General features: G+C 75.1%; 8 protein-coding genes. 5 read left to right on the top strand and 3 right to left on the bottom strand.

Going from position 1 to position 13,552, the window contains the following annotated elements; all coding sequences use genetic code 11:
* Positions 1-51 precede the first annotated feature (51 nt).
* Positions 52-1,167, top strand: coding sequence for a GuaB3 family IMP dehydrogenase-related protein (locus MOV08_RS23955; protein ID WP_039635462.1), 1,116 nt, complete (start codon positions 52-54; stop codon positions 1,165-1,167).
* Between the two features lie 59 nt (positions 1,168-1,226).
* Here MOV08_RS23955 and MOV08_RS23960 read toward each other — a convergent pair whose 3' ends face one another.
* The gene (locus MOV08_RS23960; RefSeq protein ID WP_039635464.1) at positions 1,227-2,474 is read right to left on the bottom strand and encodes a nucleotide sugar dehydrogenase; all 1,248 of its coding nucleotides are present in this window, start codon (positions 2,472-2,474) and stop codon (positions 1,227-1,229) included.
* Between the two features lie 246 nt (positions 2,475-2,720).
* On the opposite strand from MOV08_RS23960, the gene MOV08_RS23965 reads away from it, so the two are divergent.
* Positions 2,721-4,430: a glycerol-3-phosphate dehydrogenase/oxidase gene (locus tag MOV08_RS23965; protein ID WP_039635466.1), complete on the top strand. Its 1,710-nt coding sequence runs from the start codon at positions 2,721-2,723 to the stop codon at positions 4,428-4,430.
* A 37-nt stretch (positions 4,431-4,467) separates the two neighbouring features.
* Here MOV08_RS23965 and MOV08_RS23970 read toward each other — a convergent pair whose 3' ends face one another.
* Positions 4,468-5,742, bottom strand: a complete 1,275-nt coding sequence (locus MOV08_RS23970) for a serine hydrolase domain-containing protein (protein ID WP_275308770.1) — start codon at positions 5,740-5,742, stop codon at positions 4,468-4,470.
* 189 nt (positions 5,743-5,931) lie between these two features.
* On the opposite strand from MOV08_RS23970, the gene MOV08_RS23975 reads away from it, so the two are divergent.
* Complete coding sequence (locus tag MOV08_RS23975) at positions 5,932-8,052, top strand: serine/threonine-protein kinase (protein WP_275308771.1); 2,121 nt, start codon at positions 5,932-5,934, stop codon at positions 8,050-8,052.
* A 185-nt stretch (positions 8,053-8,237) separates the two neighbouring features.
* Positions 8,238-10,445 (top strand): protein kinase, encoded by a 2,208-nt coding sequence (locus tag MOV08_RS23980; RefSeq protein WP_275308772.1) that lies wholly within the window; start codon positions 8,238-8,240, stop codon positions 10,443-10,445.
* A 102-nt stretch (positions 10,446-10,547) separates the two neighbouring features.
* Here MOV08_RS23980 and MOV08_RS23985 read toward each other — a convergent pair whose 3' ends face one another.
* A complete protein-coding gene (locus MOV08_RS23985; protein WP_275308773.1) occupies positions 10,548-12,071 on the bottom strand; it encodes a class I adenylate-forming enzyme family protein in 1,524 nt (507 codons plus the stop codon).
* A 283-nt stretch (positions 12,072-12,354) separates the two neighbouring features.
* On the opposite strand from MOV08_RS23985, the gene MOV08_RS23990 reads away from it, so the two are divergent.
* Complete coding sequence (locus MOV08_RS23990) at positions 12,355-13,548, top strand: acyl-CoA dehydrogenase family protein (RefSeq protein ID WP_039635474.1); 1,194 nt, start codon at positions 12,355-12,357, stop codon at positions 13,546-13,548.
* The last annotated feature ends 4 nt before the right edge of the window (positions 13,549-13,552 follow it).

The following is a 13,552-nucleotide window of genomic DNA, read 5'->3' on the forward strand; positions in this document are numbered from 1 at the left end:
AGTCTTCCCCGTCGGGGATACTGGGGGCGTATCCGTAGGAAGGCAGAACCAGTGACTGAGATCGAGATCGGGCGCGGCAAGCGCGGCCGCCGGGCATACGCGTTCGACGACATCGCCGTGGTACCCAGTCGGCGCACCCGCGACCCGAAGGAGGTCTCGATCGCCTGGCAGATCGACGCCTACCGCTTCGAGCTGCCGTTCCTCGCGGCCCCGATGGACTCGGTGGTCTCCCCGCAGACCGCGATCCGCATCGGCGAGCTGGGCGGCCTCGGCGTGCTCAACCTCGAAGGGCTGTGGACCCGCTACGAGGACCCCGAGCCGCTGCTGGCGGAGATCGCGGAGCTGGACGGCGCCACCGCCACCAAGCGGCTCCAGGAGATCTACGCCGCGCCGATCAAGGAGGAGCTGATCGGGCAGCGCATCAAGGAGGTGCGCGAGGCCGGTGTGGTCACCGCCGCCGCGCTCTCCCCGCAGCGCACCGCGCAGTTCTCCAAGGCGGTCGTGGACGCGGGCGTGGACATCTTCGTGATCCGCGGGACGACGGTCTCCGCCGAGCACGTCTCCAGCGCCGCCGAGCCGCTGAACCTCAAGCAGTTCATCTACGAGCTGGACGTGCCGGTGATCGTCGGCGGTTGCGCGACGTACACCGCGGCGCTGCACCTGATGCGGACCGGCGCGGCGGGCGTGCTGGTCGGCTTCGGCGGCGGGGCGGCGCACACCACCCGCAACGTCCTGGGCATCCAGGTGCCGATGGCGACCGCGGTGGCCGATGTCGCCGCCGCCCGTCGGGACTACATGGACGAGTCCGGCGGCCGGTACGTGCACGTGATCGCCGACGGCGGCGTGGGCTACTCCGGCGACCTGCCCAAGGCGATCGCCTGTGGCGCGGACGCGGTGATGATGGGCTCGCCGCTGGCGCGGGCGACGGACGCGCCGGGCCGCGGCCACCACTGGGGCATGGAGGCGGTCCACGAGGACGTGCCGCGCGGCAAGCGGGTCGACCTCGGTGCGGTCGGCACGACGGAGGAGATCCTGTGCGGTCCGTCGACCACGCCGGACGGGACGATGAACTTCTTCGGCGCGCTGCGGCGGGCGATGGCCACCACGGGCTACTCCGAGCTGAAGGAGTTCCAGCGGGTCGAGGTGACGGTCGCGCCGCGGCGGTAGGCCCCGTCTGAGGAAGTGAGAAGCCCGGCTGCGCGTTGGCGCGGCCGGGCTTTCGCGCGTTACAGGCGGTGGGCGGCGCCGGTGGGGGTGGCGCCGCGGGTGTCGAGGAGGAGTTGTGCCTTGACCGCCAGTCCCTGGAGGTCGTAGGTGCGGTGCGGTTGGAGGAGCACCGTCAGGTCGGCGGTGGCGGCGGCCTCGTAGAGGGAGTCGGCGCGGGGGACGGGGCGGCCGTGGACCTCCCAGTGGGGGACGTAGGGGTCGTGGTAGGTGAGGTGGGCGCCCAGGTCGCGCAGGCGGGCGGCGACCTCGTGGGCGGGGGTGCCGGCCAGGTCGGCGAGGTCGGGCTTGTAGGTGACGCCGAGCAGCAGGACGCGGGCGCCGCGGGCGGACTTGCCGTGCTCGTTCAGGAGCGTGGTGCAGCGCTGGATGACGTAGGTCGGCATCCGGCCGTTGATCTCCTGGGCGAGTTCCACCATGCGCAGCGGTGCGCCGGGTGAACCGCCGTGCGGGGCGCGGTGGTTGGGGTCGATGGGGGCGGCGTGGCCGCCGACGCCGGGGCCGGGGCGGAAGGACTGGAAGCCGAACGGCTTGGTCTCGGCGCAGCGGATGACGTCCCACAGGTCCACGCCGATCTCGTGGCAGTAGACCGCCATCTCGTTCATCAGGGCGATGTTGATGTGGCGGTAGTTGGTCTCCAGCAGGTTGGCGGTCTCGGCCTCGCGGGGGCCGCGGGCGCGGACGACCTTGTCGGTGAGCCGGCCGTAGAAGGCGGCGGCGGCCTCGGTGCAGGCGGGGGTGAGGCCGCCGATGACCTTGGGGGTGTTGCGGTAGCGGTGGGTGCGGTTGCCGGGGTCGTGGCGGGTGGGGGAGCAGGCGAGGTGGAAGTCGCGGCCGGCGGTGAGGCCGGAGCCGGCTTCCAGGAGGGGGCGGAGGAACTTCTCGGTGGTGCCCGGGTAACCGGCCGATTCGAGGATGACGGTGGTGTGCGGGCGCAGGCGGGTGGCCAGGGTGCGGGCGGCGTCGGCTAGGGCGGACAGGTCCAGGGTGCCGTCCGCGCCGAGCGGGGTGGGCGCGCACAGGACGGCCGTGCGGACCCGGCCCAGGGCGGCGGGGTCGGCCGTGGTGCGGAAGCCGGCGGCCAGCAGCCGGCGGACCTCGGTGGGGGAGAGGGGGCCGCCGGTGCCGGGGAGGGCGGCCACCTGGGGATCGGGGTCGTAGCCGATGGTGGTGAGGCCGGCGGTGGTGGCGGCCTGGGCGAGGGGGAGACCCAGGTGACCGAGTCCGATGACGGCGAGATCTGCGGGCATGCTGCGGCCGTCCTTCCCGAGCGAGTGTGTGGGCCCTGCGCGGTGTCCTGGTGGTGGCCGGCGGCGCGCGGACCCCAACCACTAAAAGGACATAAGTAGACTAAGCGGATATTTGACCCAGAATGGGTATTGGCGGATCGAGGTGGCCGGGTGTTGCCGCCCTGAGCGGAAGGTGGTCGCCGGAACCAACCGCGGAGAGAATCGACGGACGGGGGGTCCGGCTCCGAATCACAGCGGGAGGCAGTGGTGAAGACAGCGACACTCGGACCGGCGCAGCGCGCCAAGGCACTCACCCAGATGGCGGAGCGGGAACTGGACTTGCTGGTGGTCGGCGGCGGCGTCGTCGGCGCCGGTACCGCGCTGGACGCCGCGACCCGCGGGCTGGACACCGGGCTGGTCGAGGCCCGTGACTGGGCGTCGGGCACCTCCAGCCGGTCGAGCAAGCTCATCCACGGCGGCCTGCGGTATCTGGAGATGCTGGACTTCGCGCTGGTGCGGGAGGCGCTGAAGGAGCGCGGGCTGCTGCTCCAGCGGCTGGCGCCGCATCTGGTCAAGCCGGTGCCGTTCCTCTATCCGCTCCAGCACAAGGGCTGGGAGCGCTGGTACGCGGGCTCCGGCGTGGCGCTCTACGACGGGATGTCGGTCTCCTCCGGCCACGGCCGGGGGCTGCCCGTCCACCGCCACCTCTCGCACCGCCGCGCGCTGCGGGTGGCGCCCTGCCTGCGGAGGGACGCGCTGGTCGGCGCGTTGCAGTACTACGACGCGCAGATGGACGACGCCCGGTTCGTCACCACCCTGGTGCGGACCGCGGCGGCCTACGGCGCGCACGTCGCCAACCGGGCGCGGGTGGTGGGTTTTCTGCGCGAGGGCGAGCGGGTGGTCGGCGCGCGGGTGCAGGACGTCGAGGGCGGTGTGGAGCACGAGATCCGGGCCCGCCAGATCGTCAACGCGACGGGCGTGTGGACCGACGACACCCAGGCGCTGATCGGGGAGCGCGGCCAGTTCCACGTCCGCGCCTCCAAGGGCATCCACCTGGTCGTCCCCAAGGACCGGATCCACTCCACGACCGGGCTGATCCTGCGGACGGAGAAGAGCGTGCTCTTCGTCATCCCCTGGGGGCGGCACTGGATCATCGGCACCACGGACACCGACTGGGACCTGGACAAGGCGCACCCGGCGGCCTCCAGCGCCGACATCGACTACCTGCTGGAGCACGTGAACTCGGTGCTGGCCACCCCGCTCACCCGGGACGACGTGGAGGGCGTCTACGCCGGTCTGCGGCCGCTGCTGGCAGGCGAGTCGGACGCCACCAGCAAGCTGTCCCGGGAGCACACGGTCGCCCACCCGGTGCCGGGCCTGGTGGTCGTCGCGGGCGGCAAGTACACCACCTACCGGGTGATGGCCAAGGACGCGGTGGACGAGGCGGTGCACGGGCTGGACGCCCGGGTCGCCGAGTGCGTCACCGAGGACGTGCCGCTGGCGGGCGCCGAGGGCTACCGGGCGCTGTGGAACGCGCGGGCCCGGGTCGCCGCCCGGACCGGTCTGCACGTGGCCCGGGTGGAGCACCTGTTGAACCGTTACGGCTCGTTGTCCGAGGAACTGTTGGAAATGGTGGTGGCCGACCCCTCGCTGGGCCGGCCGCTCGCCGCCGCCGACGACTACCTGCGCGCCGAGGTCGTCTACGCCTGCACGCACGAGGGCGCCCGGCACCTCGACGACGTACTGACCCGGCGCACCCGGATCTCCATCGAGACCTTCGACCGCGGCACCCGCAGCGCCCGGGAGGCCGCCGAGCTGATGGCGCCGGCGCTGGGCTGGGACAGCGCGCAGATCGAGAAGGAGATCGCGCACTACGAGAAGCGGGTGGAGGCGGAGCGCGAATCCCAGCGCCAGCCCGACGACCTGACGGCGGATGCGGCCCGGCTGGGCGCGCCGGACATCGTGCCGCTGACGTAGTCCGTGGCGCAGCCGGGTCCGGCCCGGCTGCGCCGTCTCAGTCCGGCCGGGCGCGGGACGGGCAGAACTCGGCGGTCAGCACGGCGGTGCCGTCGCCCTGGTCGGTCGGGTCGTCGGTGTTGACCCGGTAGCTGACCAGGTGCCGGCCGTCGGCGGTGCCGGCGGTCTGCGCGTACGAGCCGTTGATGTCGCCGTTGTGGCCCCAGACCGTCACGCCGCAGGGCAGACGGGTGGCGTAGACGCCCAGGCCGTACGCGCCGTGGGTGGCCTTCTCGCTGCGCAGCTGGGCCATCTGGCGGGGCGCCAGGAGCCTGCCGCCGAGCAGCGCGGCGAAGAACCGGTTGAGGTCGACGAGGGTGGTGATCATCTCGCCGGCGGCGCCGGCCCGGCTGGGGTTGAGGGCGGTGCTGTCCACCTGGCGGCCGTCGATCACGGAGTAGCCGCGGCCGTGCGGCGCGGGCAGTGTCGGGCTGTCGCCGGGGAACGAGGTGCCGCGCAGGTCGAACGGGGCCAGGATCCGGCGGCGCAGCTCCTCGGCGTACGGGTGCCCGGTGACGCCCTGGATGACCAGGCCGAGGACCAGGTAGTTGGTGTTGGAGTAGGAGAAGGGGGCGCTCCCCCGGCTACCGCCGGTGGCGCCGGTCGGCGGGTGGGCGAGGGCGATCCGCAGCAGCTCGGTGGGGGTGTGGCGGTCGTAGCGGTGGGCCACGAAGCCCGCGCCGTAGAGCTGTTCGGCGAGGTGGGGGTCCTCGGTGTAGTTGAACAGGCCGCTGGTGTGGTCCAGGAGCTGGCGGATCGTCACCCGGCGCAGATCGTTCGCGCCGCCCGCGCCGGTGAGCGGCACGCCGGGCGGGAGGTGCTCCGCGGCGGGGTCGTCCAGGGCGAGCCGGCCCTCGCCGACGAGTTGCAGGACCACCGTCGCGACCAGGGTCTTGGTGAGGCTGCCCGCCCGGAAGCGGTCCAGGCGGCCCATCTTCCGGCCGCTGCGCAGATCGGCGACGCCGACTGCGGTGAATTGGGAGGTGCCGCCGCGCAGCGGCGCCGTTGAGGGGCGGTGGTTGGGCGACGGGAGGGCGGCCAGGCGGCCGTCCCGGGTGGCCAGCGCGGCCGCGCCGGGCGCGCCGTCGGTCACCAGGCGGTGCAGCGCGGCAGCGGTGGTGGCCGGCGCCCGGACCGCCCTCGGGCGTGCCACGGAGGCGAGCGGGGTGCTCGTACACGCCGTCAGGGCCAGGGCGGCCAGCACGGCCAGGACGATGAGGGCGACCGGGCGCGGCGGACCCGGGGTGATCGGGCGGGGAGGGTGGAGCGGCAAAAAGAACTCCCGTCGTCGGGGCCATCATGACGGGTGCGCGGCACCCTCCGGCACCCACCCGGGCCTTCCGCACGGCCGCGGATGAGAGAGAATGAAGGCTCTGCCAGGGTGGGTTGTCCGAGTTGGGCCAGTTTGGCGATCGATGGAGAATCGAGGCCGCCAACTCGGCTGGAATGCAGAGGGGATTCAGTGGGCGACGAGGTCGAGATGGACGGCAAGGAGGGCAGGCTCCTCGCCGGCCGGTACCGGCTCGCCGATGTTCTCGGCCGGGGCGGAATGGGCACCGTCTGGCGGGCCGGCGACGAGGTCCTGGGGCGCACGGTCGCGGTCAAGGAACTGCGCTTTCCCGGCGGGATCGAGGAGGACGAGAAGCGTCGTCTGATCACCCGCACGCTGCGCGAGGCCAAGGCGATCGCCCGGATCCGCAACAACAGCGCGGTGACGGTCTACGACGTGGTCGACGAGGACGACCGGCCGTGGATCGTGATGGAGCTGGTCGAGGGCCGCTCGCTGGCCGAGGTCATCCGCGACGACGGTCCGCTCACCCCGCGCCGCGCCGCCGAGGTCGGCCACGCGGTGCTCGACGTCCTGCGTGCCGCCCACGGCCAGGGCATCCTGCACCGCGACGTGAAGCCGTCCAACGTGCTGATCTCCGACGACGGCCGGGTCGTGCTCACCGACTTCGGCATCGCCCAGGTCGAGGGCGACCCCTCGGTGACGTCGACCGGCATGCTCGTCGGCGCGCCCTCGTACATCTCGCCGGAGCGGGCCCGCGGCCAGAAGCCGGGCCCGCCCGCCGACCTGTGGTCGCTCGGCGGGCTGCTGTACGCCTGTGTCGAGGGCGTGCCCCCGTACGACAAGGGCTCGGCGATCGCCACCCTCACCGCCGTGATGACCGAGCCGGTCGAGCCGCCCAAGAGCGCCGGGCCGCTGGAGGACGTCATCTACGGCCTGTTGGTGAAGGATCCGGAGGGCCGGCTGGACGAGGCGGGGGCGCGGGCGCTGCTGCACGAGGTCATCCACGCGCCGGAGCCCAAGCCGGAGCCCCCGATGGACGCGACGCGGGCGATGGTCCTGCCCACCGCGCCGCCGGAGCGGCCCGGCGGCGCCAGGCCCGCCAAGGACACCGCCAAGCCCCGGGCGCCGAAGAAGCCCAAGGCGAAGCCGACGGCCTCCGCGGCCTCGGCGGCGAGCGCGGCCGGTGCGGCCACCACGGCCACCGGTACCGGTGCGGCCACCGGGGCCGACCGGGCGGCGCCGGGCGCGTCGAAGGCGGCGCGCACGGACGGCGGTTCGGCGAAGCCGGCGCCGGCGCGGGAGCCCGCCAAGGAGAGCGCCGCGGCGCGGCCGGCCGCGAGCAAGACCGCGGCGGACGGCTCCCCGGCCCGCGCCGGGTTCGACGCGGACGCCGCCAAGGAGCGGGTGCGCGCGGCCCTGACGTCCGTGCGGAACGCCGCCGCGGCGGCCCGGTCCGACTCCAGACCCGGCGACCGCGACGGCCGTCCCGCCCCGCCGCGCGCCTCGGTGACCGACGTCGTGCCGCGCCGGACGCTGATCATCGCGGCGGCCGTGCTGGTCGTCGTCCTCGGGACGCTGCTGGCACTGCTGTTCAGCAGCGGCGACAACAGCAACTCCGCCGCCGGCAAGGCCGGCAAGGGCACGGACGCGAGCCGGGCCGCGAGCCGGTCGGCCGACGCGAGCCGTGATCCGGCCACGGACGGCGCCGGCACGCCGGGCGGGGCGAAGTCGGGCGGCACCCCGGGCGGTGGCACCCCGGGTGGCGGCAAGGGTGGCACGCAGGGTGCCGGCGGCGCCGGCGGCGGCGAGGGCGGGAAGAAGGACGGGGCGGCGATCCCGGACGGCTTCGCGCAGGTCACCAACGGCGGGTTCCACTTCACCATGGTGATGCCCAAGGGGTTCAAGCAGACCGATACGGCAGGGCAGAACTCCGGCGCCATATACAGCGCCGACGGCGGCTTCCCGCGCATACAGGTCGACTACAACGACTCGCCCGGCAAGGACGCCGCGGCGTCCTGGCGCAGCCTGGAGCCCAACGTGGCCGGCTCCAGCGACGACTACCACCTGCTGGGCATCAAGGCCATCGGCTGGCGCGGCTACCCGACCGTCGCGGACTGGGCGTTCACCCGCCGTCAGGGCGGCGAGGACGTGCGGGTGCTCAACCGCGGCTTCCGCGCCGACGACCACCACGGCTACGCCATCATGATCACCTGCAAGGCGGACGGCTGGGACGACGAGGAGTGCCGCGAACTGCGGGACACCGCCTTCCGGACCTTCGCGATCAAGGACTGACCCGACGCGGGCGGTGGGCCGGCCCGGCGGGGCCGGACCGCCCGCTCCCCGGCCGCCGCGGACGGACACGGCGCGCGTCGCGGTCCGACGGGCTCAACTGTCGGTGCTGCCCCGTATCGTGAGAAGTCCACAGTCGTACGCATCCGCCCCGGGCGGGCGCGGCGCACGCTGAGGGGAGGCGCGTCGTGGACGAGTACGCGGGGAGAGTGCTCGCCGAGCGCTACCGCCTGCCGGCGCGGCCGTTCGGCGACGACCCCGGCGCCGCGGCGGACACCCCCGGCGACCCCTATGACGCCTCCTGCCCCGACCAGTTCGGCGAGACCCGGGCCTTCGACACCTACAGCGGCCAGGAAGTGCTGATCCGTCAGGTGCCGCTGCCGGAGGTGGTGGACGCGGAGCTGCTGGCGGCGGACGGATCCGGGCTGCCGGCCGGTTCCGGCGCGGACGGACATCCTGCGCACGGGCGTGCGCAGGATGGTTTCGCCAGCGGCGGCCGGACGGCGGCGGTCCGCGGCCGGGCGGCCGCCCAGGGCGCCGACCGCAGCCCCCGGGACCCGGTCGTCCAGCACGCCCTCCAGGCCGCGACGGCCGCCGCCCAACTGCCCGACCACCCCCTGCTCGACCAGGTCTTCGACGTCTTCGCGCAGGACGGCAGCCTGTGGATCGTCGGCGAACTCCTGCCCGCCCGCCCGCTGTCCGCGCTGCTCGCCGCGCGGGCGCTGGGCCCGCACCGCGCCGCGGAGATCGCCGTCGATCTGCTCACCGCCCTGCGCGCCCTGCACGCGCACGGCTGGCTGCACCGCAACATCACCGCCCGCACGGTCCTGGTCTGCGACGACGGCCGGGCGATCCTGACGGGGCTGGCGGTGGGCGCGGCCCAGGAGGCGCTGTGCGGGTACGACCCGGTGCCCGAGGAGCCGGCCGCGGCGGTCTCGTTGGCCAAGGCGGGCGCCGGCGGCGGCGCCGCGGAGGCGGCGGGCCAGGCGCCCGGTGGCGCGGGGCCGACCGGGCTCGCCGCCGAGCGGGCCCGGCAGGCGCGGCTCCAGGTGGTCGGCGCGGTCACCGAGCGCTGGGCGCCGGAGCAGGCCGGGCCGGCGGACGGGAGCGCGGCGCCGGTGGGGCCGGCGGTGGATCTGTGGGCGGTGGGCGCGCTGCTGTTCCGCGCGGTGCAGGGCCATCCGCCGTATCCGGAGGAGAGCGCCGCGGAGTTGGTGCGGTGGGTGCGGGCGTGGCCGCCCGCCGAGGCCGTGGAGGGCGGGGCGCTGCGGCCCGTCGTCGCGGCGCTGCTGTGCCAGGACCCGGCCGGGCGGCCGGCAGCCGAGGAGCTGCGCGACCGGCTGCGGGCGCTGGTGCGGACGGCGCCGGAGCCGGATCTGGGCCGCCGGACGGTGGCCCTGCCCGCGCTCACGGGGCCGGCCGATCCGCGGCGGCTGCCGATCCTCCGCCGGCGGGGCGAACTGGTCCGCCGGGGGCGGCCGAAGAAGCTCCGCGCCCGTTCGCGGTCCGCGCCCGCGGGCCGGGCGGCGGGCGCGCCTCCGCCGCGCTCGGCCGAGCCCGCGGCGTTCCGGCCGGCCGGGTCCGCGCGCTCCGCCGGGCGTCCGTCCGGTGCCGGGCAGGGGCCGTCGGAGCTGTCGGGGCACGTCGGGGTGGGGCCCGTGCCGCCGCGACCGCGGGCCGGTCGGGGGCCGCGCAGCCTGGGCCGGGTGCTGCTCACCGTGATCCTGCTGCTGATGGTGGCCGGGATCGCCTACGCCGTGATGTTCCTGCCGAAGTCCGGGGCGGACGCGGCGGGCGGGCCGCCGGGCGGGGGCCTCTCGGGCACCTCGGGCGTGACGCCCGGCGGAAGCCCGGCCGCCTCGCCCGGCCGGGACGGCGGCGACGGCAAGGGCACCGGCCGCGCGCCGGGCACCGGTGCGCCGCGGACCACCGCCTCCGGGGGCGTCGTCGCCGGCTTCGCCCTGCGCACCGACCCCGCGGGCTTCCGGATCGCGGTGCGCGAGGGCTGGCAGCGCGGCGCCGGGGCGGACCGCGGTCAGGTGCGCTACACGGGCGGCGACTTCGAGCTGCTGGTGGTGCCCGGCCGTGACACCACCGCGCGGTTCGGCCCCGATCCGATGGCCTACCAGCAGGACAGGGAGCCCGAGTTGGCGGCGTTCCGCGCCTCCGGCTGGTCGTCGGTCTCCGGGCTGCGGCGGATAGACGTCGGGCAGACGGCGATGGCCGAGGGCGCCTTCACCTGGAAGGACGGCAGCGGTCGCCAGGTCTACGCCCGCAACCTCGCGATGATCCGCGACGGCCGCTACCACTGCGTCCTGGTCATCGGCCCGGACACCGGCCGCACCGAGGTGGACCGCCTGTACACCCAGGCCAGCAGCTCGTACCGGCCCGGCTAGGGCGTCAGAAACGCCCTAGCCGCGTCCGCGGGGTGGCCGGCGGGCCGGGAGCCGCCGGGGCCCGCGGTCGGGCGCCCCGCCCTGCGCCCGTCCCCGGCCGTGTCACGCACCTCCGCCGTCGCCCCCGAGCCGCTCCCGCAGCTCCTGTTTGAGCACCTTGCGCAGGGTCGCCCCGCGCGGCAGGGCGGGCAGCACCTCCAGCCGCTCCGGCAGCTTGTGGCGGGCGAGTCCCTGGGCGAGCAGCCGCGCGGTGACCGCGTCGAGCGTCAACGCGTCCGCGCCCGGCGGCTGTTCGACCACCGCGCAGACCAGCTCCCCGCGCTCGGGGTCCGGCAGTCCGACGACCGCGGCGTCCGCGATGTCCGGATGGCGGTAGAGGAGGTCCTCTATCTCCCGGGCCGAGATGTTCTCGCCCTTGCGGATGATGATGTCCTTGAGGCGGCCGGTGATGACGAGGTGGCCGGTGGGGGTGAGGTGGCCGAGGTCGCCGGTGCGCAGGAAGCCGTCGGCGTCGAACGGGGCCGGTTCGTCCAGGTAGCCGCGGCAGACGACCGGGCCGCGCAGCAGGATCTCCCCGCTCTCCGGCGCGATCCGCACCTCCATCCCGGCCGGCGGCCGGCCGTCGGTGGTGGCCAGCAGGTCGGCGCTGTCGTGCGGATCGCCCATGGTGACCATCGGGGCCTCGGTGAGGGCGTAGCCGTGGGCGAGTTGGCAGCCCAGTTCGGCCACCACCTCGTGGTACAGCGCGGGCGGTTTGGGCGCGCCGCCCCCGGCGAGCAGCCGCAGCGACGGCAGCAGTCGGCGGCCCGGCGGGAGGGCGCGCTGGGCGGCGAGGAAGAGGGAGTAGAAGGCGGTGGAGCCGCCGGCCAGGGTGACCCGGTGGCGGCGGTAGGGGGCGAGTGCGCCGGGCAGTGCGAAGTGCTCCAGCAGGACGGCGGGGATGCCGTGGACAAGCAGCATGACGGTGTAGTCGGGTCCGGCGACATGGGCGTAGGGGAAGGCCATCGAGCCGACGTCGTCCGGTCCCAGGCGCAGCGCGGCGGCCAGCCAGCCGCCGGCGGTGCGCAGGCTGCGGTCGGTGTGCAGGACGCCGCGCGGGGCGGCCGTGGTCCCCGAGGTCCAGTAGATCCAGCGGGGTTCGTCGGGGTCGGTGGGCGGTGCCGGGAGGGTGGTCGGGTCGCCGTCCGGCAGGGTGTCGTACGCCTCGACGACGGTCGGCGGGGCGGGCAGTTCCGCGGCCAGGCGGCGCGCCATCGCGGTGTGGTCGACGCCGCGCCGGACGCCGGGCACCACGACGAACGCGGCGCGGGTGCGGCGCAGCACCTGGCCCACCTCGTGCTCGCGGTAGAGCGGCAGGACCGGGCTCTGCACCGCGCCGAGCCGCGCCAGGGCCAGGCTGACCAGCACCGTTTCGATCCGGGTGGGCAGTTGCCAGACCACCCGGCTGCCGGCGCGGACGCCGCGTGCGGACAGCCCGGCGGCGACCCTTTCGGCGCGTTCGCGCAGCTCCCCGAAGCTGATCCGGCGCTCGTCCCGGGGGCTTTCCGCGCCCTGGACGAGGGCGGTGGCGTCGGGCGTCCGGGCGGCCCGCCAGGCGACGAGGTCCCACAGGGTGCTGCCGGTCATGCGGATCCCCTCCGCTCCATCTGCTGACGATACGTCAGATGAGGCCCCGAGATTAGGGGTCGGCGCCTTGTCGGTCCAGAGGGTCCGCGGCTAGCCTGGAATCTGACGGGTCATCAGGAATCTGGCGTGCCCGGCGCATCCGGGTGCGATGCGACCGGCACGGGCGAGGGGGAACGATGGCGAACCCGACCGAGCCGCCGCGCGGCACCGGCGTCCAGGACCCCGCGCGCGGGCCCGCCGCCCGCCGCGGGGCCCGCCTCCCGGCAGCGCACCGGGACCGCTGATGGACCTCGCCTACACCGAAGAGGAGGAAGCCTTCCGGGCCCGGCTGCGGAGCTGGCTCGCCGAGGTGCTGCCCAAGCTGCCGCCACCGCCCGCCGCCACCGACTGGCCCGGCCGACGGGCCCACGACGCGGCCTGGCAGCGGATGCTCCACGACGCCGGGTACGCCGGGCTGCACTGGCCGGCCGACGCCGGCGGCCAGGGGGCCACCCCCACCCAGCACCTGATCTTCCTGGAGGAGACCGAGCGGGCCGGCGCCCCCTACGTCGGCGCCAACTTCGTCGGGCTGCTGCACGCCGGTCCGACGATCGCCGCGGAGGGCACCGCCGCCCAGCGCGCCCGCTGGCTGCCGCCGATCCTGCGCGGCGAGGAGATCTGGTGCCAGGGCTTCAGCGAACCGGACGCCGGCTCCGACCTGGCCGCGCTGCGCACCCGGGCGGTCCGGGACGGCGACGACTACGTCGTGACCGGCAGCAAGATCTGGACCTCGCACGCCGAGGTCGCCGACTGGTGCGAACTGCTCGTCCGCACCGACCCGGAGGCCCCCCGGCACCGCGGCATCAGCTGGCTGGCGATGCCGATGGACGCCCCCGGGGTGACCGTCCGGCCGCTGCGCACACTGGCCGGCTCCACCGAGTTCGCCGAACTGTTCCTCGACGAGGTCCGGATACCGGTGGGCAACCGCGTCGGGGCCGAGGACGACGGCTGGCGGGTGACGATGGTGACGCTCTCCTTCGAGCGCGGCACCGCCTTCGTCGGCGAGGTGGTGGCCTGCCGCCGGCTGCTCGCCGAGCTCGCCCGCACCGCCCGCGCCGACGGCCGCTGGGACGACCCCGTGCTGCGCCGCCGACTGGGCCGGCTGAACGCCGAGTTCGCCGCGCTGTGGCGGCTGACCCAGTGGAACGTCAGCGAGGCGATGGGGGTCCCCCCTGGGCGAGTGGATTCGAGACCTAGGGGGAGTGCCGGCGGCGTCCCCGGCGTCGGCGGCTCGGTCTTCAAGCTGCGCTACTCGCACGCCCGCCAGGAGCTCTACGACGCGGCGGCCGAGGTGCTCGGCGGACGGGCGCTGGACGCCGACCACCCGTGGGTCGCCGACCGGCTCTCCGCCCTCGCGTACACCATCGCCGCGGGCACCTCGCAGATCCAGCGGAACATCGTCGCCGAGCGGATCCTCGGCCTGCCGAAGGGGCGGTGAGTGG

Origin of the sequence: Streptomyces yunnanensis (assembly GCF_029011865.1) — a bacterium.
Taxonomy (GTDB): Bacteria; Actinomycetota; Actinomycetes; order Streptomycetales; family Streptomycetaceae; genus Streptomyces; species Streptomyces yunnanensis.